Source organism: Herbiconiux gentiana (assembly GCF_024978135.1).
GTDB classification, from domain to species: Bacteria; Actinomycetota; Actinomycetes; order Actinomycetales; family Microbacteriaceae; genus Herbiconiux; species Herbiconiux gentiana.
In genome coordinates this window covers 56,515-75,612 of the sequence record NZ_JANTEZ010000007.1, presented here as the reverse complement: position 1 = coordinate 75,612, position 19,098 = coordinate 56,515, and the positions used below count along the sequence as shown (strand labels likewise).

At 73.2% G+C, this 19,098-nt stretch carries 19 protein-coding genes; 10 read left to right on the top strand and 9 right to left on the bottom strand.

The window, feature by feature from the left end:
• The first annotated feature begins 10 nt into the window (after nucleotides 1-10).
• From NVV95_RS15945 to NVV95_RS15930, 4 genes are read left to right on the top strand one after another with little or no spacing between them, the layout of a single operon-like run.
• Nucleotides 11-1,747 carry a sensor histidine kinase gene (locus tag NVV95_RS15945; RefSeq protein ID WP_259487536.1) on the top strand — a complete coding sequence of 579 codons (1,737 nt, stop codon included), beginning with the start codon at nucleotides 11-13 and terminating at the stop codon, nucleotides 1,745-1,747.
• Nucleotides 1,744-2,400, top strand: coding sequence for a response regulator (locus NVV95_RS15940; protein WP_259487535.1), 657 nt, complete (start codon nucleotides 1,744-1,746; stop codon nucleotides 2,398-2,400). Before NVV95_RS15945 ends, NVV95_RS15940 begins: the two co-directional genes overlap by 4 nt.
• Nucleotides 2,401-2,454: 54 nt before the next feature.
• Entirely contained in the window at nucleotides 2,455-3,504 is a 1,050-nt protein-coding gene (gene lplAB, locus NVV95_RS15935) for a lipoate-protein ligase LplAB (protein ID WP_259487534.1), read from the top strand.
• Entirely contained in the window at nucleotides 3,501-3,983 is a 483-nt protein-coding gene (locus NVV95_RS15930; protein WP_259487533.1) for a heme-binding protein, read from the top strand. Before lplAB ends, NVV95_RS15930 begins: the two co-directional genes overlap by 4 nt.
• A gap of 168 nt (nucleotides 3,984-4,151) precedes the next feature.
• On the opposite strand, the gene NVV95_RS15925 is transcribed toward NVV95_RS15930, so the two are convergent.
• The 6 genes from NVV95_RS15925 to NVV95_RS15900 form a co-directional block, all read right to left on the bottom strand.
• Nucleotides 4,152-5,522, bottom strand: coding sequence for an HNH endonuclease signature motif containing protein (locus NVV95_RS15925; RefSeq protein WP_259487532.1), 1,371 nt, complete (start codon nucleotides 5,520-5,522; stop codon nucleotides 4,152-4,154).
• A gap of 76 nt (nucleotides 5,523-5,598) precedes the next feature.
• A complete protein-coding gene (locus NVV95_RS15920) occupies nucleotides 5,599-6,720 on the bottom strand; it encodes a TIGR03617 family F420-dependent LLM class oxidoreductase (protein WP_259487531.1) in 1,122 nt (373 codons plus the stop codon).
• A gap of 69 nt (nucleotides 6,721-6,789) precedes the next feature.
• The gene (locus NVV95_RS15915; protein ID WP_259487530.1) at nucleotides 6,790-6,963 is read right to left on the bottom strand and encodes a hypothetical protein; all 174 of its coding nucleotides are present in this window, start codon (nucleotides 6,961-6,963) and stop codon (nucleotides 6,790-6,792) included.
• Between the two features lie 182 nt (nucleotides 6,964-7,145).
• A complete protein-coding gene (locus NVV95_RS15910; RefSeq protein WP_259487529.1) occupies nucleotides 7,146-8,462 on the bottom strand; it encodes an acyltransferase family protein in 1,317 nt (438 codons plus the stop codon).
• Between the two features lie 30 nt (nucleotides 8,463-8,492).
• Complete coding sequence (locus NVV95_RS15905; RefSeq protein WP_259487528.1) at nucleotides 8,493-9,026, bottom strand: cyclodeaminase/cyclohydrolase family protein; 534 nt, start codon at nucleotides 9,024-9,026, stop codon at nucleotides 8,493-8,495.
• Between the two features lie 111 nt (nucleotides 9,027-9,137).
• Nucleotides 9,138-9,425 (bottom strand): GNAT family N-acetyltransferase, encoded by a 288-nt coding sequence (locus NVV95_RS15900; protein ID WP_259487527.1) that lies wholly within the window; start codon nucleotides 9,423-9,425, stop codon nucleotides 9,138-9,140.
• Nucleotides 9,426-9,472: 47 nt separating this feature from the next.
• Between NVV95_RS15900 and NVV95_RS15895 the strand changes: the two genes are divergently transcribed.
• The gene (locus NVV95_RS15895) at nucleotides 9,473-10,474 is read left to right on the top strand and encodes a DNA-methyltransferase (RefSeq protein ID WP_259487526.1); all 1,002 of its coding nucleotides are present in this window, start codon (nucleotides 9,473-9,475) and stop codon (nucleotides 10,472-10,474) included.
• Between the two features lie 41 nt (nucleotides 10,475-10,515).
• Here NVV95_RS15895 and NVV95_RS15890 read toward each other — a convergent pair whose 3' ends face one another.
• The 3 genes from NVV95_RS15890 to NVV95_RS15880 are packed head-to-tail and all read right to left on the bottom strand — an operon-like array spanning nucleotide 10,516 to nucleotide 13,855.
• Nucleotides 10,516-11,970, bottom strand: a complete 1,455-nt coding sequence (locus NVV95_RS15890) for a glycosyltransferase family 2 protein (RefSeq protein WP_259487525.1) — start codon at nucleotides 11,968-11,970, stop codon at nucleotides 10,516-10,518.
• A complete protein-coding gene (locus NVV95_RS15885; RefSeq protein ID WP_259487524.1) occupies nucleotides 11,967-12,947 on the bottom strand; it encodes a glycosyltransferase family protein in 981 nt (326 codons plus the stop codon). The genes NVV95_RS15890 and NVV95_RS15885 overlap by 4 nt, the downstream gene beginning before the upstream one ends.
• The gene (locus NVV95_RS15880; RefSeq protein ID WP_259487523.1) at nucleotides 12,944-13,855 is read right to left on the bottom strand and encodes a WcbI family polysaccharide biosynthesis putative acetyltransferase; all 912 of its coding nucleotides are present in this window, start codon (nucleotides 13,853-13,855) and stop codon (nucleotides 12,944-12,946) included. The genes NVV95_RS15885 and NVV95_RS15880 overlap by 4 nt, the downstream gene beginning before the upstream one ends.
• A gap of 75 nt (nucleotides 13,856-13,930) precedes the next feature.
• On the opposite strand from NVV95_RS15880, the gene NVV95_RS15875 reads away from it, so the two are divergent.
• The 5 genes from NVV95_RS15875 to NVV95_RS15855 are packed head-to-tail and all read left to right on the top strand — an operon-like array spanning nucleotide 13,931 to nucleotide 19,045.
• Nucleotides 13,931-15,010 (top strand): glycosyltransferase, encoded by a 1,080-nt coding sequence (locus NVV95_RS15875; protein WP_259487522.1) that lies wholly within the window; start codon nucleotides 13,931-13,933, stop codon nucleotides 15,008-15,010.
• A 3-nt stretch (nucleotides 15,011-15,013) separates the two neighbouring features.
• Entirely contained in the window at nucleotides 15,014-16,048 is a 1,035-nt protein-coding gene (locus tag NVV95_RS15870) for a siderophore-interacting protein (RefSeq protein WP_259487521.1), read from the top strand.
• Nucleotides 16,045-17,121 (top strand): FecCD family ABC transporter permease, encoded by a 1,077-nt coding sequence (locus NVV95_RS15865; RefSeq protein WP_259487520.1) that lies wholly within the window; start codon nucleotides 16,045-16,047, stop codon nucleotides 17,119-17,121. Before NVV95_RS15870 ends, NVV95_RS15865 begins: the two co-directional genes overlap by 4 nt.
• Nucleotides 17,118-18,176, top strand: coding sequence for a FecCD family ABC transporter permease (locus NVV95_RS15860; protein ID WP_259487519.1), 1,059 nt, complete (start codon nucleotides 17,118-17,120; stop codon nucleotides 18,174-18,176). Before NVV95_RS15865 ends, NVV95_RS15860 begins: the two co-directional genes overlap by 4 nt.
• On the top strand, nucleotides 18,173-19,045 hold the full coding sequence (locus NVV95_RS15855; RefSeq protein ID WP_259487518.1) for an ABC transporter ATP-binding protein: 873 nt from the start codon (nucleotides 18,173-18,175) through the stop codon (nucleotides 19,043-19,045). Before NVV95_RS15860 ends, NVV95_RS15855 begins: the two co-directional genes overlap by 4 nt.
• The last annotated feature ends 53 nt before the right edge of the window (nucleotides 19,046-19,098 follow it).

The window sequence follows — 19,098 nt, the reverse complement described above, 5'->3', positions numbered from 1 at the left end:
GCATTCGGGCATGGCGACGAGGCTGCAGACGGGCGAGCGGATGCGCGGCCGCACCCTGGCGCGCCGGGCCCCCTTCACCACCCAGGTCAACCGCTCCATCGTGGCGGCGATGATCCTCGTCTCCCTCATCACGGTCGCGCTGTTCGCGCTCACCGGGTTCAACCGGCTCGTGCAGCAGACGCAGGAGTCGGCCCTCCGGGTCGCGCAGAGCGTCGCCGAGACGCCGTCGGTGCGTCAGGCGGCCGAGACGGAGAGCGACCGCGCGACGCCCTCGACGGATGCCGAGCTGATCGACGGCACGGTCGACGACTACGCCCGCGCGATCGAGCAGCGCACCGGAGCGCTATTCGTGGTGGTCACCGACGACACGGGGCGACGGCTGGCGCATCCGAACCCCGACGAGATCGGCGACCAGGTCTCGACCAGCCCCGACGCGGCCCTCGCCGGGCAGGAGACCGTCAGCTGGGAGAGCGGCACCCTCGGCGACTCGGCGCGCGCCAAGGTGCCGATCTACGGGCTGGCCGATCCGAGCCGGGTGGTCGGCGAGGTCAGCGTGGGGCTGCCGCCGGCCGAGGTGTGGTCGACGGTGCTGACGGATGCTCTGCCCGTCGCTCTCTCGTCCGCCCTCGCCCTGGGCGTCGGGGCGGTGCTCGCGGCGTTCATCACGCGGCGGCTGCGTGCGACCACCCTCGGGCTCGAACCCGAGGAGCTGCTCAGTCTGGTGCAGGACCAGCAGGCCGTGCTGCAGGGGGTCGACGACGGGGTGGTGGGGCTGTCGACCGACGGCGTGGTGACGGTGTGCAACGACCGGGCCGCGGCGCTGCTGGGGATCTCGCTGCCAGGCGCGGTGGGGCGGGAGTTCGATGACGTGGTGACGGATGCGGTTGTTCGGGAGAGGGTGGCCGGGTCGTCGGGTGCGGGCGTCGGCGCGCTCGCCGAGCCGTTGCTGGTCGCCGGGCACCTGCTCTACGTCGACGTGCACGAGGTGCGACGGGATGCGCGGCTGCTCGGCCGCGTCGTGATCGTGCGCGACGTCACCGATGTCGAGGACCTCACGCGCCGACTCACCGCGGTCGGCACGCTGGCCGGAGCGCTCCGGGAGCAGCGGCACGAGTTCGCGAACCGCATCCACGTGGTGTCGGGACTCGTGCGTGCGGGCGACACGGCGCAGGCGCTGGAGTACCTCGACGGGGTCGCGGGGCACGGTCCGGTGCGCTTCCCGGTCGAGAACGCGCAGCTCGTGCGGGAGCCGTACCTGCAGGCCTTCCTCGGTGCCAAGGCGGCCGAGGCCGAGGCGCGCGGGGTGATGCTGCGGGTGGGGCCGGATGCCGACGTGGTGGGTTCGCTCGTGCATCCGGAGGACGTCACGACCGTGCTCGGCAACCTCGTCGACAACGGGATCGACGCCGCCGCGCGCTCGGGGCGCACACCCCGGTGGGTCGAGGTGGAGGCGCTGCGGCACGGGGACGAGCTGCATCTGTCGGTGATGGACTCGGGGGACGGGGCGGGTGCCGGGTCGGCGGCGGATGCTCCGGCCGACGCTTCCCCCGAGCAGCGAGCGGAGGGCGCCGGCCCCGGCCCCGGCCCCGAGCCCGTGCACGGCCACGGCATCGGACTGCGCCTCTCGGCCGACGTCGCCCGGCGCCACGGGGGTCGGCTCTGGCTCGCGATGGCCGGGGCATCCGACCACGGAGCCGTGTTCTGCGCCGAGCTGCACGGCCAGTTCGAGAAGGAGGACGGCTCATGAGCGAGCTGCGTGTCGTCATCGTCGACGACGACTTCCACGTCGCCCGGCTGCACACCCGCATCGTCGAGGCGACCGGGGGATACACGGTGGCCGCTTCCGCGGGGTCGCTCGCCGACGCACGGCTCGCCATCGAGCAGACCCGGCCCGACCTGCTGCTCGCCGACATCTACCTGCCCGACGGCTCCGGCCTCGACCTCGTGCGCGGCTACGACCTCGACGCGATCGTGCTGAGTGCGGCGGTGACGGCCGCGGCGGTGCGCACCTCGTTCCAGCGCGGGGCGTTCGCGTACCTCGTGAAGCCCTTCGCCGACGAGGCGCTCGCCGAGGTGCTGCGCGGCTACACGCGGTACCGAAACCTGCTCGACGGTCAGCCCGAGCTCTCGCAGGAGCTGATCGACCGGGCCCGGCGGGTGCTGCACGGCTCGGCCGCCCCGTCCTCGGCGCGGCGCTCGCCGACCGAGCAGTCGGTGCTCGAGGCGCTGGCGGGGTCTCCGGATGCGCTGTCAGCCCCTGTGGTCGCCGCGCAGCTCGGCATCTCACGGGCGACGGCGCAGCGCTACCTGTCGGCGCTCGCGCACGACGGGCAGCTGCTCGTCGAGCTGCGGTACGGCAGCACCGGGCGGCCCGAGCACCGGTTCCGGCTCCCGCGCTGAGCGGCCGCGCATCCGCTCTGCCGCCCTGTCGGCGGCCAGGGCTACGCTGAACCCATGCACGGTGAATACAAGGTGCCCGGCGGCAAGCTGGTGGTGGTCGATCTCGACGAGGTCGACGGGCGCATCCAGAACTTCCGGCTGGCCGGCGATTTCTTCCTCGAGCCCGATGACGCGCTGCCGCTGATCGACGAGGCCGTGAATGGTCTGCCCGCCGACAGCGACGCCGCCACCATCGCGGCGGCCGTGCGCGGTGCGCTGCCCGAGGGGGCGGTGCTGCTCGGCTTCACGCCCGAGGCGGTGGCGGTCGCGGTGCGGCGGTCGCTCGCGCGGGCGACGAGCTGGGACGCGTACGAGTGGCAGCTCATCCACACCGGGCCGGAGACGCCGCAGATGCAGCTCGCGCTCGACGAGGTGCTCACGAACGAGGTGGGCGAGGGGCACCGCAAGCCCACGCTGCGCATCTGGGAGTGGAACGAGCCGGCGGTCGTGATCGGCAGCTTCCAGTCGCTGAAGAACGAGGTCGACGCGGCGAACGCGTCGAAGTACGGCTTCGAGGTCGTGCGCCGCATCTCGGGCGGCGGCGCCATGTTCATGGATGCGAACTCGGTCGTCACGTACTCGATCTACGCCCCGGCCGCGCTCGTGCAGGGCATGAGCTTCGCCGATTCCTACGCGTTCCTCGACGAGTGGGTGATCACCGCGCTGAAGTCGCTCGGTATCGAGGCGTTCTACCAGCCGCTGAACGACATCTCATCGGTCAAAGGCAAGATCGGCGGGGCCGCGCAGAAGCGCCTCGGCAACGGCGCCGTGTTGCACCACGCCACCATGAGCTACGACATGGACGGCGAGAAGATGACCCAGGTCTTGCGGATCGGCCGCGAGAAGATGAGCGACAAGGGCACCACCTCGGCCGCCAAGCGCGTCGATCCGCTGCGCAGCCAGACCGGGCTGCCGCGGGCCGAGATCATCGACCGGCTGATCGCAACCTTCACGGGGCTGTACGGGGCGGTGCCGTCGTCGATCACTCCGTCGGAGCGGGCCGCTGCCGAGGAGCTGGTGCGCACGAAGTTCGCGACGCCCGAGTGGATCGGACGGGTTCCGTGAGCTCGTCCTCTCCCCTTCCTGTGTTCACCGTCGACGACCTCGAGGTGGCGCCGGTCTTCGACGTGCCGTCCTTCTCGAAGTCGGATGCTCTCGACCTCGGTGTGATCGCCGCCGACCTCATCCGTGCCCGGGGTCTCGACCTCGCGGTCGACATCGTGCTGGCGGGCGACCTGGTGTTCCGGGCGAAGCTCGGTGCGACCGGGCCCGAGAACGACTTCTGGCTCGCGGGTAAGGCGGCGGTGGCGGTGTACTTCGGTGTGCCCTCGCTGCTCGTGCGGCGCCGGCACGAGGCGGCGGGCACCCGTTTCGACGGGCTCGACGAGCCCGGGGTCGACCACGCGGTGATGCGGGCCCACGGCGGCTCGATCCCGCTCTTCGTGCGCGGGGAGCTGCTCGGCACGATCACGGCGTCGGGGGAGCCCGACGTGGTCGACCACCAGCTCGCGGCGGACGCGCTCGCGGCCTACGTCGCGCGCTGACCTCTCTGAACCGGCCGGTCTTCGTCGAGGCCGTGTCGAGGCGACGGGCCTTCTGGCCCGGCTATGACCATCTCGGGCAAGCGCGTCAGCGCGCGGCAGCCGTGTACTGCCGCGCGCTTCGCGCTTGCCCTCGATGACTGTGACTGGTTTGTGTAGGTGGGCGCGTTGTCACGCTGCCGGGCGTGTGATGGTGCGTCGGCGTGTGGTCGGGATCGGGGTTTGTTCGGGATCATTCCATCGGGGCGGGATCAGATGCGGCACTCCGTCGTGCATGACCAGTTTCCAGTCCGCCTTGTGCAGGTGCGAGTGGTGGAAGTGACACAGCAGAACGCCGTTGTCGATATCGGTTCGACCCGGCGGATGATCATCCGAAACCCATTCGTCGACGTGGTGCGTCTCGCAGTACGAGGGCGGGCGGTCGCAGTTGGGCCACACGCATCCGCCGTCCCTGGCGGCGAGTGCCCGGTTCTGCGCGGCGGTGAAGAGCCGCTTCGTCTTGCCGTGGAACAGGACCTCGCCCCGGTCACCGAAGAGCGTCACCGCCATCGGCGAGCTGCAGCGCAGCTGCGCCACGGTCGACGCGGGCACGGGCTCGTCGAGTCCGTCGATGTACCCGACTCCGCGCCCGGCCTCGAGATCGGCGAGCGTCATGTGGAGGTTGACCGTCGTCGTGGCCCCGTTGATGCGGGGCATGTCCTCGGCGCCGGCTGCCCGGGCGATCAGTTCCGTGATGGTGTCGGCGTTCTTCTGCGCCGCCGTGCGATCGTCGGCGGTGACGTAGTCGCCCTCCTCCATGAACCGCGGACCACTCACGCGCGGGCTCTGCATCGCTTGTAGGCTCGACATCCAGATGCCGCCCTGCTCCGGCATCAGTGCGAACTTCCCGCGGACCATCCCGTCGGAGGACTGCCAGAGGGTCAGGGACCGCAGCTGTTGGTGCATCTCGTCCCGAGGTTCGGCGCCGTCGGGGTCGAGCACGTCCCGGAGGTGGATGGCCATCTTGGCGGTCTCGTCGGCCGAGAAGTGGCAGGCAAGAGTTTTGTCGACGAGGGTCTCCTCGGCACCTGTCACGACGTCGGGCGAGCATCCGCGGTCGGCGAGTTCGGTGCACCGACGAACGATGGTGGCCGCCGCCTCGATCGGGAGCGCACCCGAGTCGAGCGCCTCAGAGACCAGGGGGAACGGCGCCGGCCCCTCGCCGCCACCGAGCAGCACTTCGCCCCGCAGCCGCTTCCCCAATTCGAGCCGGGCCTTGCACTCTTTCGCCGATGCGCCGGTGACGTTCGCGAGCAGCGCGACCGGCGAGGTGAAGTTCTGCGACCGGCTCAGCCCCTCCTCACCGAGCTCGCGGCGCGACCGTACCGCGACCTCCCCGGCGACCCTGATCTGCCCCGCCGACGACAGTCGCCCGACCGCCTCGAGCTTCGCCATGAGCTCGAGCAAATCGTCATCCGACAGCCCGCCCACCCCAGCCGCGACCGACCCCACGACGACCCGAAGATCGTCGGCGATCTTGTCGAGCAAAGCGTCCGGATACATACTGAGATTCTATCAGAATGACCTGACGAAATCTCGATTATCGAAGATCTTTTCGACGGGCGCGCCCGCCTCTGGGCTAGGTGTTCAGGGCGGACAGGAGTTCGGGCCAGACGTCGGGCTGCACCTCGTAGGGGGTCGAGAACGAGAGGCGCTGCACCACGCCCTCGAAGCGCTCCCGCAGCTGGGACGCGACCTCGGTGGGCGAGCCCACGACGGCGAACTCGGCCAGCACGTCGTCGGTGACGAGCTGCGTCATGGCGTCCCACTCGCCCTTGACGGAGCCCGCGTGCATCCGCTCGTGCAGTTCGCCCCAGCCGTGCAGCTCGAGCACGCCCTTGTAGGCGGGGGTCGAGCCGTAGAACGCGATCTGTTTCTTGATGGCGGCGATCGCTGTGTCGAGCTCGGCACCGGTGCGGCCGACGGCCACCAGCGCGGGCAGGCTCACCTCGACCGGCTCGCCGGCCCGGTCGGCGGATGCCCGCCCGCGCTCGAGCGCCGGCAACGAGACCTCGCGGAGGTAGCGCGCCGTGGTGAAGCTGTGGCTGAGGAACCCGTCGGCGACCGCCCCAGCCGTCTCGGTCATCAGGGTGCCGACGGCCGCGAGAGCGATGCGCGGATTGCCGTGCGGGTTCGGCCCGGGGCTGAAGACGGGCGACATGAGCGTGTGCGAGTAGAACTCGCCCTCGAAGCGCAGGCGCTCGCCGGTCTCCCAGCTGGCCCAGATGGCGCGGATCGCCTCGACGTACTCGCGCATGCGCTTCGCCGGGTGCGACCAGGGCATCGAGAAGCGGCGCTCGATGTGCGGTTTGACCTGCGAGCCGAGGCCCAGCACGAAGCGTCCGCCGGAGACGAGCTGCAGGTCGTTCGCGAGCATGGCCGTGTTCATCGGGTTGCGGGCGAAGGCCACGGCGATGGCGCTCGAGAGGCGCACGCGCTCGGTGGCGCGGGCGGCCAGCGTCAGCGCCACGAACGGGTCGTGCCTCGTCTCGGTGACGAGCACGCCGTCGAACCCCTCGCGCTCGGCGACCTTCGCGGCCTCCTCGAGCTGCAGCGGGGTGCTGGCGATGTCGCCCCCGGCATCCACGGCGAATCGCCGCCCCGCATCAGATTCACCGGCCAGGAGGCTGCCGTCTCCAGCCGAGCTGCCCGGTGCTGCGTCGCGGTGCTGCGGGTGATCGTGGTTCTCGTCGGTGAGCATGCGGCAATCGAATCACACTCTTCCGCCGGGCCTTCGTCGACTGTGGACGCCCGACAACTGCGTTGCCATTCACGTCGATTCGTCTGTCGGCCGGTCGGTGCCGAGGACCGATTCGGCCGCAGATGTCGGCTCATCAGGGAGCAGGACGTGCTCGGCGGCCGGCGCCCAGCCGAATGCGCTCGACTGCACCCCGCCCGAATCGAGGATGGGCCGCACCACCGATCGGGCGAGATCGACGGTCATCGTCGAGCTCGGTCGGTCGGGTGGTCGGCGGGTGCGATCGGCGGTGCCCCGACCAGGGCGGGCTCTGCGAGCTCGGATCGCAGTCGCCGTCACACGCGCGACGACGGCGACGGCGAGGGCCACCCAGATGGCGGCCCCTGCTGGGGCGACGGCGACGTCCGCTGTCGTGAGGGTCGGATGAGTCACGGGGTTCCGCCGGTGCGGTTCAGTCGAGGATGTGGTGAGTCCGCGCGGAGGCGCTGGGCGAAGCGGTGGGCCGGGCGTTCGACCAGGCGGTGGAAGGCGGCAGCTACCGCGAGGGAGAGGGCGATCGCCACGACGGCCATGAGGACGATGCCTGGCGCGCCGAGATCCGCGAGCGCCGAGCCGGGTAGCGCCGAGAAGCCGTCGGTCAGCGCCGAGCCGGGCAGCGCCGAGAAGCCGGCGGGAGCCGGCGGGCAGAGGCCGAGGGTGCAGGCCGCGTCGTGCGCCGGCACCGCCAGGCGCACCACCGCGAGGAGGACAGGCTCGTGCACGAGGTACAGGCTGAACGAGACCAGGCCGAGCCACTGCAGCGGGCGCGACGAGAAGGCGCGGCGCACGGGCGGCCAGAGGCCGGCCAGTAGGATCAGCAGCATCGACGCCGCAAGGTGCCCGACGGTCTCGAGCGCCGAGCGGGCCGGCGGCGCGATCAGCGGAGACGTCGTCAGCTGCCAGCCCAGGAAGGCCGCCTCTGTGGTGAGCGCGAGCGCGACCACCGTCGTCACCGTCACGCCCCCGCGCCGCCGCCGAACCACCGCGTCGAGCCCAGCGGCCGCCCGGGCGAGCGCCGCCCAGTTCAGCGCCAGCACGACGCCCAGCCCGAACATCGGAAGGTAGAGCAGCGTGGGGTTGCCGAGCACCCCGCCGAGCGACGAGCAGGCGACGAGCATGACCAGCGCCAGCACGGCCGGCACCCGCTGCAGCACCGCGAGGTACAGCACGAGCAGCAGGGAGAACAGCACCTCCCACTGCAGCGTCCAGAGCGGCGAGAGCGCCCCGCTGGTGCCGGTCAGCAGGGTGGCGTCGTTGAGTAGCGCCCACGGGTCGAGATGCGTCGGATGCCCGTCGACCCACGCCCCGAACCCACTGCTCGTGCGCCGCACCAGCAGCACCGTGACCACCATGAAGGCGAGCGCCGCCCAGACCGGCAGGTAGAGCCGGGCGAGGCGCGAGAGGGTGTACCGACCGTAGTCGAAGGTGCCCGGCGGGCCGCGGGTGGCGAGTTTCGTCAGCACGACGCCCGAGAGCACGAAGAAGAGCCAGACCGCGTGCGAGGCGGCGATGCTGAACCCGTTCGTCGTGAGGGCGAGCGCCGACCCGCCGAGCCAGTCGGCCACGACGTTCTCGCGCACGACGAGCAGCGCGTGACCGAGCGCCACCGCCAGCGCGGCCAGCCCGCGCAGCCCGTCGAGCGCCGCCACGCGCCCCGCCACGCGCGCCACCGAGACGACGGTCGGAGGCGGGCGGAGCGGCAACACCGGCCCACCCTACACGATCATGAGACTATCTCAACTAGAGGTTGGGCGATGGCGCTCCACCTCCGCCAGGTCGGCGTCGAGGTTCGTGCGCGCCCCCGCGAGCCCGGCGCGCAGGGCGGCCTCCGCCACGGCGACGTCGGGGCGCAGGAACGGCGGTGCCAGCGGGGCGAGCGCCGCCAGGTCGTCGAGGGCCTCCGAGGCGAGCTGCGCGAGGTCGGCCGAGGTGCGGGCGGCCGCCGATCCGGCGGCGGTGACCGCGGCGTCGCGGGGTTCGCCGCGCGGCTCGTGGTAGGCGGCACCGAACTCCGCCGACTCCTGCGCGTCGAGGTCGGCTAGCTCGAGGGCGCGTTCGCGGCGGGCATCCGCTCGCTCTTTCACGGCGTCGGCCTCGAGCGGATGCTCGTGCCGCGTGTACCCCGCGACCATCGACGTGAGCGCGCATCCCATGGCGAGCATCACGCCCGAGGCGGCACCCCCGCCGGGGTCGCCCACCGGTTCGGCGAGCCGGCCGACCCAGGCGCGGATCGACGCGCCGCCGGTGCTCGCTCGGATCTCGTCGCTCATCGGCATCCGCCCCTCGGGTCGCGGCCGCTGTGACACGAACGGCTCGCTCACCAGCATCCACCCGGAGGCCCGATCGGCGCCGCCAGAGGTCCGCCAGAGATCCGCCAGAGGTCAGCCTCGGTCGACGAGCTCCTGGTAGTCGGGGTGCGCGTCGATGAAGTGCGCCACGAAGCTGCACTGCGGCACCACGGTGAGGGCGCTCGAGGTGCGCACGTCGTCGAGGGCGTATTCGACGAGCGCTCCGGCGAGGCCGGCCTTGCGGCGGCGGGGGTCGACCTCGGTGCGGGTGAAGACGATGCGGGATCCTTCGAGCTGGTAGTCGGCGAACCCCGCGACCTGGTCGTCGAGAGCGATGGTGTAGCGGCTCTGCCCGGGCTCGTTGCGGATCATGGTGCTCATCGGGCCCGACGATACGCCGCCGACCTTGGAACTGCCAGAATTGGGCAATGCCTGTCGCCGGATCGCCCCTCGACGACTTCGACGACGACGCCCGGGGCGAGGGGCTCGTCATCCAGGGCGACAACCTGCCCTTGATCGGGGCGTTCGCCGACGGGTCGTTCACGCTGATCTACCTCGACCCGCCGTTCAACACCGGCCGGTCGCAGGCGCGTCGCACCACCACGGTGAAGCGGGTGCCGCTGCCCTCGGCGTCGGTCGGGCATCCGGATGTCGCGGTCGCCGCCGACACCCCGGCCGCCGCCACGGGCGCACCGCCCGCAGAGCCCGCGCCGGTCGCCGAGGTCGAACCGGTTCCCGGCCGCTACGCCGGTTTCAAGGGGCGGCTCTACGACCGCATCAAGGGCGACCTGCTGCAGTACGACGACCGCTTCGACGACTACTGGTCGTTCCTCGAGCCGCGGCTGGTGGAGGCGTGGCGGCTGCTCGCCGACGACGGCACCCTCTACCTGCACCTCGACTACCGCGAGGCCCACTATGCGAAGGTGCTGCTGGATGCGCTGTTCGGGCGCGAGTGCTTTCTGAACGAGATCATCTGGGCCTACGACTACGGCGCGAAGTCGAAGAACCGGTGGCCGACGAAGCACGACACGATCCTGGTGTACGTGAAGAACCCGGCCACGTACTACTTCGACTCGGAGACCGTCGACCGCGAGCCGTACATGGCGCCCGGGCTCGTGACGCCGGAGCGCGCGGCGCGGGGCAAGCTGCCGACCGACGTCTGGTGGCACACCATCGTGTCGCCGACGGGGCGGGAGAAGACGGGGTATCCGACGCAGAAGCCCGAGGGCGTGCTGCGGCGGATCGTGCAGGCGTCGAGCCGCGAGGGCGACTGGGTGCTCGACTTCTTCGCCGGGAGCGGCACGACTGGGGCGGTGGCGGCGGCGCTCGGGCGCAACTACGTGCTCGTGGATCAGAACGAGGCGGCGATCGACGTGATCCGCCGGCGGCTGCCGGGGGCTCGGTTCGAGGCGGGGACGGCCGCGCCCTAGGGCGGCGGCACCTTCGGGGCGGCCGCGCCGGGGCGGTCGCCTCAGTCGGACCAGCCGCCGAGGTGGGCCGCGAGGTCGGGTTCGTCGGGAAGCGCCCGGAGCGGCGCCGGGCGGCGTTCGACGGTGAACTCGTCGGCGTCGGGGCGGCGGTCGCGCCGGTGCTCGGCGCGCGTCGCGGCGACGGTGAGGGTGAGCGACGTGGCCGGGTCGTGCAGCTCGATCCAGCCGAGGGTGCCGACGCCGACCTCGTCGGTCGCCCGGGCGAGGGCGGTGCAGAAGGATGCGCGGTCGGCACGCGGGACGGTGACGAGCGTGTCGGCGGTGACGGTGACGCGGGCATCCGCTCGGGTGGAGGTGGTGGCGGCGGCGCCGCCGGGGGTGGGCCCAGGAGTGGACCCGCTGGAGGTGGACCCGCCCGAGGTGGAGGCGCCGCTGGAGCTGCGGCCGAGCACCCGGGCGTCACCCGGGAAGAGGGCGGCCAGCGAATCGTCGAGCACGAGGCGCGCCGCCGGGAGCGCCTCGAGGAGGAGATTGGCGCAGACCGCGGTCGCGGCGGGGGTGCCGGGCGGGAGGGTGATGACGATGTCGGGGGCCGCGCTGCGGAGGCCGCGGCCGACCGAGCCCGGCACGCCGATGCGGTTGAGGAGGAGCAGGGTCTCGCGGTTCATCCGGCGGCGGAGGTCGTCGGGGTCGTCGGCGCGCCCGGCGAGGTCGGCGCCGTTGTGCCAGGCGACGGCGGTGGGCACGTGGGCGAGCACGGCGCCGCGGGTGAAGGCGCGGTGGGCCCACTCCCAGTCCTCGCCGCCGTACTCGTCGAAGCCCTCGTCGAAACCGCCGGTCGCGGCGAAGAAGGCGCTCGAGCAGGCGAGCACCGAGGAGATGACGTAGCGGTAGGAACGCTGGTCGGCGTCGAGCAGGTCGCGGCTCCGGGCGTAGGCGTCGTGCAGCCACGTCGGCTCGGGCAGCTCGGCGAGCGGGCCGGCGACCTCGACCGGGGCGGGTGCGAGCGGGCCCGCGACCTCGACCGGTGACGAGCCGTTCTCGAATGCCGCGTGCCGCCGACGCCCCACCGTCACGGCGTCGTCGCGCACGGCCGGCAGCCGCGTCAGCTCGGCGACGTACGACGGCTCGGGCGCGGTGTCGGCGTCGAGGAAGCACAGCACCTCACCGCGAGCGGCCGCGGCCCCCCGGTTGCGCGCCGTCGCCGCCCGGAACCCCCGGTCGGGCAGCGTGATCAGCCGCACCCCCGCCGGCACCGACGGCGCCACCGCCGAGCCGTCGTCGACCACGATCACCTCGAGCAGTTCGCGCGGATACGTCTGCCGTCCCAACGCGCCCAGCGTGCGCGCCAGATCGTCGGGCTGCTCGTAGTGCACCACGACCACCGACACCAGCGGCGGATGCTCCGCCCGCACCCCCTCGAGCACACTCCAGTCGTTCCCCGGCACCCGCGCGCCCTGCCCGCCGAGCCCGCCCGCCCCGCCCGCACCGCTCACCACGCGACCCCCCGCCAGAACTCCCGATACATCCCCGCCACCTCAGCCGTATCCGGCCCGAGCCGCACCCCATCGTCGAGCCACGTGCTCGCCGGATCATCCAGCGCCCTCGCGATCGCCGCCGCCAGCCCCTCGCCGGTCGTCACCGCCAGCGCCCCCTCGTGCAGCCCCGCCATCTCCTCCATGTACGGGCTCGCGACGACCACAGGTCGCCGCCCCGCCCCGAGCCACGACGCGAGCGACCCCGATGCCGACACGTGCTCGTGCGCGATCACCGGCACCGTCGTCGTCCGACTCCGCGAGAGCAGCGCCGCGTCGGGCAGATAGCCCGTAACCTCGAACCCCACACCCAGCGACCCGGCGAGCGACTCGAGCGCCGCGAGATCCCGCTCGTGACCGTCCGAGGCCCGCCCCAGCACCTCCACGACGACGGCCCCCGGCAGCCCCGCCACCGCCCGGATCACCCGGTCGTGTCCCTTGCCCGGGTACACGAACCCGAGCACGCCGACGGTGGGTGCAGCATCCGCCGCACCAGACAGAGGAGACGGAGGAGAGGAGGAAACCGGCGCCGGGTCGACCGGCAGCGGGATCACCGCCACCCGCGCCGACGAGAAGGCGCCTACGCCCACGTGCCGCCGCAGCAACCCCAGCTCATGCTCGCTGTTCACCACCACCCCGGCCGCCGCCCGCACCACACGCCCGTACGCCTCCGACCGCCGGCGCAGCCCGTCGGCCCCGTCCGAGGGCTGGGGCACGTCGTGCAGCGTCACGGTCACGGGGCCCGAGGCGGCCAGCGACTCCACGGCGGTCGCCGCCGCCGCGGGGTCGGCCCCGAACAGCCGGTCGGTGAAGTGCAGGTGCAGGCGGTCCGGATGCCCGGCCCCCGCCGAGGCCCCCAGCGCGTCGGCCAGCTGCTGCGCGTACCGCGTCACCCCGTGTCGCGGGTCGCCGCCGACGTGCAGGCGGGGGAGCGTCACGACGCGAGCCCGAGCAGGGCCAGGGTCGACGCGTGCCGGCTGAGCCCGGCGGCCACGGCGCCCGGATGCGCGGCGTACCACTCGAGGTGCGCCGCCCGCACCTCCTCCGCCGAGACGGTCCGCCCCTCGACGGTCCACGACGCGGAGGGCTCGTCGCCGAGACCGAAGGCCTCGATGACGGCGGCCTCCCGAGGCGCGTGCACCGAGTCCAGCAGCGGCAGCCCGGGGTCGGCCGCCGATCCGGGCAGCCCGAGCCGGTCGAGCACCCGCGTGCCGAGCGCCACCCAGACCGGGTTCCCCGGGTGATTGATCGTTCGCATGAGGTCGAAGCTCGGCGCCGCGAACAGGTCGGAGGCGACGACCGTGCCGTGCCGCTCTTCGCGCAACCGCAGGGCCTCGATGGACTCGGCGGCCACCGCCCGCACGGCCTCGACGCTGAGCGGCGTCAGCCGCAGTCCCGCCGCCGACGCCAGCACCCCCGCGTCGTGGTACGACACCAGCGGCGGGTTCGCCGAGGGATCCTCCGGCGGCCGGATGATCAGGTGCCGCGGGTACAGCCCGGCGAAGCGGATGACCGGCAGCACCGCATGCCTGGCCCCCGGCCGCGTCTGCTCGAGCAGCTCGCGCGTACCCAGCGGCAGGCCGCGGTAGCCGTCGCGGATCGGCTGGGCGACCACCGCATCCGCCCGCCCGAGCCACGCCGCGAGGAACGGCAGGTCGTCGGCCGTCAGCTCGTGCACCGGTGGGATGCGCACCGTCGTCGCGACCGACGCCGGCACGACGAGGCGCAGCGATTCGGCCTGGCAGTTGCCGAGCGCGAGCAGCACGGTCTCGTCGGCGCCGACCGCCGGCCGAGAGTAGAAGGCGCCGTAGTGACGCCGGCGGGCGTCGTCAGGGGTCGGGATCACTCTCTCCACTCTCCACCGATTGCCCGCGCCCCGCACGAGCGGAACCCCCCGCTTCGGCCTAACGTCGATCCCGACATGACTGCGCGCCTGAACCCGATCCGCGTGGCCAGCGTCCCGGCCGGGCATCCGTACGTGCGGTCCGTCGCGCCGGGGCCCGAGGCCGCCCACATCCTGCCCGACCCCGAGCTCGGCCGTCCGCCCGGGCAGTGGTGGCCGCCGGCGCTGCTCGACCCGCAGTACCTCTTCGCCGCCCTCGACGGCTTCGACCTGCTGCACGTGCACTTCGGTCTCGAGTCCGTGCCCACGCCTCAGCTGGTCGAGGCGCTCGCGCTCGTACGTGCCGCCGGGCATCCGATCGTCTTCACCGTGCACGACCTGGAGAACCCGCAGCTCACCGACCAGGCCCTGCACCGGGCGCAGCTCGACGTGATGATCGGGGCCGCCGACGAGCTGATCACCCTCACCCCGGGTGCCGCCGCCGAGATCGAGGCGCGCTGGGGCCGAATCGCCACGGTCGTGCCGCACCCCCGCATGGCCGAGCATCACCCCGTGGTCGTGCGGGTTCCGGATGCGCGGCCGCGCGTCGGCGCGCACCTCCGTGACCTCCGGCCGAACATCGACGCGCTCGCGGTGGCACGGTCGCTGGCCGCCGCCGCCGGGGCGCTCGCCGCAGCGGGGCGACCGGTCGACGCGGTGCTGCGCCTCGACGAGCGGGTGCGCGACCGCGCCGTCGCGGCCGAGCTCGAGCTCGTCGTGCGGGAGCACCCGGCCGTCACCCTCGAACGCGGACCCCGTCAGGGCGACGCCGCGCTCGAGCGCTGGATCGCGGGGCTCGACGTCGCGGTGATGCCCTACTCGCACGGCACCCACTCCGGCTGGGCCGAGCTCTGCTGGGATCTCGGAGCCGTCGTGGTCGACGACGGTCACGGCTACATCGCCGAGCAGCTGCGGGACGGTGTCGTGGTGGCCGGGTCGGGCGAAGCTCCGGAGGCCGTGCTCGACCGTGCGCTCCCGCTCGCGACGGCGCCCGGGTCGCCCGAGCGGAGCGCCGTGGTCGCGGAGCGCCGGGCCCGCCGTGAGGCCGAGCGGGCGGCCATCGCCGAGGCGCACTCCGCGGTCTACCATCGCGCTCTGAGGAGCAGCGTGCATAATTAGGTAATGCTTACCTATGTACCGCGCACCCGATCGGACCGTGACGGCCGCCCCTCGTACCGTCCGTTCCGGGCCGAGGTCGTGCGCATCGTGGAGCTCAGCCCCTGCTTCCGCCGGGTGACCTTCACCGGCCCCGACTTCGGCGACTTCGGCACTGCCGGCCTCGACCAGCGCATCAAGCTGGTGCTCCCGAACGCCGACGGCGGGATCGGCGACTGCGGCTGGGACGACCCGGCCGTGCTCGCCGACGGCTCCTGGTACGAGCGCTGGCGCACGCTGCCCGAGGAGGCGCGGAACCCGATCCGCACGTACACGGTGCGGGCGATCCGCCCGGGTGAGCGGGAGCTCGACGTGGACTTCGTGGTGCACACGAAGGCCGGGCATCCTGGAGCCGACGGGCCGGGCGCCGACGGGCCGGGCGCCGAACGGCCCGCTGCCGACGGGCCGGGCACCGCTTCGGTCGACGGGCCCGCCGCCGTGTGGCTCGCGGGCGCCCGCGCGGGCGACGAGCTGATCATCGTCGGCCCCGACGACCGCAGCAGCGACTACGACCTCGGCCTCGACTGGCGGCCGGGCGAGGCGATCGACTACCTGCTCGCCGGCGACGAGACCGCGGCGCCCGCGATCTGCGCCATCCTCGAGTCACTGCCCGCCGGCACCCGGGCGCACGCCTTCATCGAGGTGCCCTGCTCGGCCGACGCGCAGCCGGTGCAGACCGCCGCCGAGGGCTCGATCACCTGGCTCGCCCGCGACGAGGGCGGGGTGCTGCAGGACGCGGTGCGCGGCTGGCTCGACACCCACCGCGAGGCGATCGCGCCGGCCCTGGCGTCGGACGTGCAGGAGCTCGCCGACATCGACGTCGACGTGGACATGCTCTGGGACTCGCCGGTCGACGTGCACGGGCGGTTCTACGCCTGGCTCGCGGGGGAGTCCGCGGCCATCAAGTCCCTGCGCCGGCTGCTCGTCAGCGAGGTGGGGGTGGATCGCCGCAAGGTGGCGTTCATGGGGTACTGGAGACGCGGCAAGGCCGAGGGGTCATGACGCGGGCCGCTCCGGCGGCAGCATCCGCTCGCCTGATCGGGCAGCGACGGCCGGCCCGTGTGCTCGGGCTGGTGGCGCTGCTGCTCGGGGTCGTCGTGGCCGCCCTGCTGAGTCTGCTGCTCGGGTCGCGGTCGATCGACCTCGGCACGGTGCTGGGCATCCTGACCGGCGGAGGCCCGGCCGGCGCGGGCACGGGCACGGGCGCCGGCGCCGCCTCGACCGAGCAGATGGTCGTGCTCGACCTCCGGGTGCCCCGCACCATCATCGGGCTCGTCGCGGGCGCGGCGCTGGGGCTCGCCGGTGCGCTGATGCAGGGGCTGACGCGCAATCCGCTGGCCGATCCCGGGCTGCTCGGCGTGAACTCGGGGGCGTCGCTCGCGGTGGTCATCGCGATCTCGGTGTTCGGCGTCACCAGCCCGGTCGGGTACATCTGGTTCGCGTTCGCCGGAGCCGCAGCGGCAGCCGTGGTCGTCTACGCCGTCGCCTCGGGCCGAACCGGGCCGACACCGCTGAGCCTCACGCTCGCCGGCGCCGCGGTGACCGCCGTGCTGACCTCGCTGATCACCCTCGTGCTGCTGCGCGACCTCGACACGCTCAGCCAGTACCGCTTCTGGTCGGTGGGCTCGCTGGTGGGCCGCGACGCGTCGACGGTGCTGCCGCTCGTGCCGTTCCTCGTGATCGGCGCGGTGCTCGCGCTCGTGCTCGGCCGCGGGCTGAACGGGCTCGCGCTCGGCGACGACGTGGCGCGCGGGCTGGGGCAGCGGGTCGGTCTGACGCGCGTGGTGGCGGGGGTGGCGATCATCCTGCTCTGCGGGTCGGCGACCTCGCTCGCGGGGCCGCTGGTGTTCGTCGGGCTGGTCGTGCCGCACCTGGCGAGGCGGATGATCGGCACCGACTACCGCTGGATCCTGGCCTACTCGGCGCCGCTCGGGGCGATGCTGCTCGTTCTGGCCGACACCGTGGGGCGGCTGATCGCGCAGCCCGCCGAGCTCGAGGCGGGAATCGTGGTGGCGCTGATCGGCGCGCCGGTGCTGATCGTGCTGGTGCGCCGCGACCGGGCGGTGACGCGGTGAGCGGCGCGGGTGCGCTCGGGCGGGTGCGCGCCGGGGGGCGCCGCCGGCTGGTGGTGGTGGTCGGGATGCTCGCCCTGCTGCTCGGCGTGATCGCCGTGCTGGCGCTGATGCTCGGCGACCGCGTGGTGGCTCCGCAGGACGTGCTCGCGGCCGCCCTCGGCCAGGGCTCCGGCGGTGACCGCTTCGTCGTGCTCGGGCTGCGGGCGCCCCGGCTCGCGCTCTCGCTCGTCGTCGGCGCCTGCTTCGGCCTGGCCGGTGCGGTGTTCCAGGGCCTCCTCGGCAACCCGCTCGCGAGCCCCGACATCATCGGCATCTCGCAGGGGGCCAGTGCCGCGGCGGTCACGGCCGTGCTGCTATTCGGAGCGAGCGGGCTCGCGGTCTCGGGCGCCGCGTTCGCCGGTGCCCTCATCGCGGCGGCGCTGATCCTGCTGCTGGCCGGGAGGGTCGGTCGATCGGGCGCCGTCGGATCCGGTGGCGCCGCCGGCTCCCGCTTCGTGCTGATCGGCATCGCCCTCGCCTTCCTCGCCCAGGCCCTGATCGGCTACCTCCTCACCCGCGCCGACGTGCGCGACGCCCAGGGGGCGCTGCTCTGGCTCGTCGGCAGCATCGGCACGGTGCAGCTGCCGCAGCTCGTCGTCACGGCGGTGGCGGCCGGGCTGCTGGCGGTGCTGCTCGCGCTGCTCGCTCCGCGGCTGAGGATGCTGCAGCTCGGCGACGAGGCCGCCACCGCCCTCGGGGTGCGCGTCACGCCGGCGCGACTGCTGCTGCTGCTCGTGGCGGTGGCGTTCGCCGCCGTCGCGACGGGCGCCGCCGGCCCGGTGGCCTTCGTGGCCTTCGTCTCGGCGCCGATCGCGCGGCGCCTCGTGGGCGGGCTCGGTCCCGCCCTCGTCGCCAGCGCCCTCGTCGGGGCCGCCGTCGTGGCCGGAGCCGACGTTCTCGCCCAGCACGCCGTCGCCGGCCTCCAGGTGCCCGTGGGCATCGTGACCGGAATCGTGGGCGCGCCCATCCTGCTCACCCTGCTCGCGCGGGGCAACCGCACCCGAGGAGCCGCATGACCTCCCTGCCCCCCGACCGCGCCGCCGCGCGTCCGTCACCCGCACCCGCGTCGCCCGCGGTCGCCGCACCCGCGCCGCACGAGCTGCGTGCCGACGGGCTGAGCCTCGCCTACGACGGGCGCACCGTCGTCGAGGGCCTCGACGTCGTCATCCCCGACGGCCGCGTCACCGTCGTCGTCGGCCCCAACGCCTGCGGCAAGTCGACCCTGCTGCGCTCCTTCGCGCGCCTGCTCCGGCCCGAGAAGGGCACCGTCACCCTCGACGGCACCGAGGTGCACCGCCTGCCCAGCCGTCGCCTCGCCACGCAGCTGGGCCTCCTGCCCCAGCAGCCCGTCGCCCCCGAGGGCATCACGGTGGCCGACCTCGTCGGCCGCGGACGCTTCCCCCGCCAGGGCCTCTTCCGCCAGTGGACCGCCGCCGACGAGCACGCCGTCGACGAGGCCCTGCGCGCCACCGACACCCTCGCCATCGCCGAGCGCCGGGTCGAGGAGCTCTCGGGCGGCCAGCGCCAGCGCGTCTGGATCGCGATGGCCCTCGCCCAGCAGACCGACGTGCTGCTGCTCGACGAACCGACCACCTTCCTCGACGTCACCCACCAGATCGAGGTGCTCGACCTGCTGCTCGAGCGCAACCGGGTGCAGGGCATCACGATCGTGATGGTTCTGCACGACCTCAACCTGGCGGCCCGCTACGCCGACCACCTCGTCGTCATGTCGGCCGGCCGCATCGTCGCCGAGGGAGCGCCCGCCGACGTCATCACGGCCGAGACCGTGCGCACGGCCTTCGGGCTCGAGTCGATCGTCGTCGCCGACCCGGTGAGCGGATCGCCGATGGTCGTGCCGAAGGGCCGGTTCCACGACGGGGCCTGATGATCTATGGTTGTTAGGTAAGCCAAGCCTTACTACAGCATCCGATCACCCCG

Coding starts and splice junctions, on each gene's coding strand:
- NVV95_RS15945 (WP_259487536.1), top strand. CDS start 11: ATGGCGACGAGGCTGCAGACGGGCGAGCGGATGCGCGGCCGCACCCTG.
- NVV95_RS15915 (WP_259487530.1), bottom strand. CDS start 6,963: ATGACCGTCGATCTCGCCCGATCGGTGGTGCGGCCCATCCTCGATTCG.
- NVV95_RS15925 (WP_259487532.1), bottom strand. CDS start 5,522: ATGTATCCGGACGCTTTGCTCGACAAGATCGCCGACGATCTTCGGGTC.
- NVV95_RS15870 (WP_259487521.1), top strand. CDS start 15,014: ATGCTTACCTATGTACCGCGCACCCGATCGGACCGTGACGGCCGCCCC.
- NVV95_RS15940 (WP_259487535.1), top strand. CDS start 1,744: ATGAGCGAGCTGCGTGTCGTCATCGTCGACGACGACTTCCACGTCGCC.
- NVV95_RS15855 (WP_259487518.1), top strand. CDS start 18,173: ATGACCTCCCTGCCCCCCGACCGCGCCGCCGCGCGTCCGTCACCCGCA.
- NVV95_RS15865 (WP_259487520.1), top strand. CDS start 16,045: ATGACGCGGGCCGCTCCGGCGGCAGCATCCGCTCGCCTGATCGGGCAG.
- NVV95_RS15875 (WP_259487522.1), top strand. CDS start 13,931: ATGACTGCGCGCCTGAACCCGATCCGCGTGGCCAGCGTCCCGGCCGGG.
- NVV95_RS15905 (WP_259487528.1), bottom strand. CDS start 9,026: ATGAGCGACGAGATCCGAGCGAGCACCGGCGGCGCGTCGATCCGCGCC.
- NVV95_RS15920 (WP_259487531.1), bottom strand. CDS start 6,720: ATGCTCACCGACGAGAACCACGATCACCCGCAGCACCGCGACGCAGCA.
- lplAB (WP_259487534.1), top strand. CDS start 2,455: ATGCACGGTGAATACAAGGTGCCCGGCGGCAAGCTGGTGGTGGTCGAT.
- NVV95_RS15900 (WP_259487527.1), bottom strand. CDS start 9,425: ATGAGCACCATGATCCGCAACGAGCCCGGGCAGAGCCGCTACACCATC.
- NVV95_RS15895 (WP_259487526.1), top strand. CDS start 9,473: ATGCCTGTCGCCGGATCGCCCCTCGACGACTTCGACGACGACGCCCGG.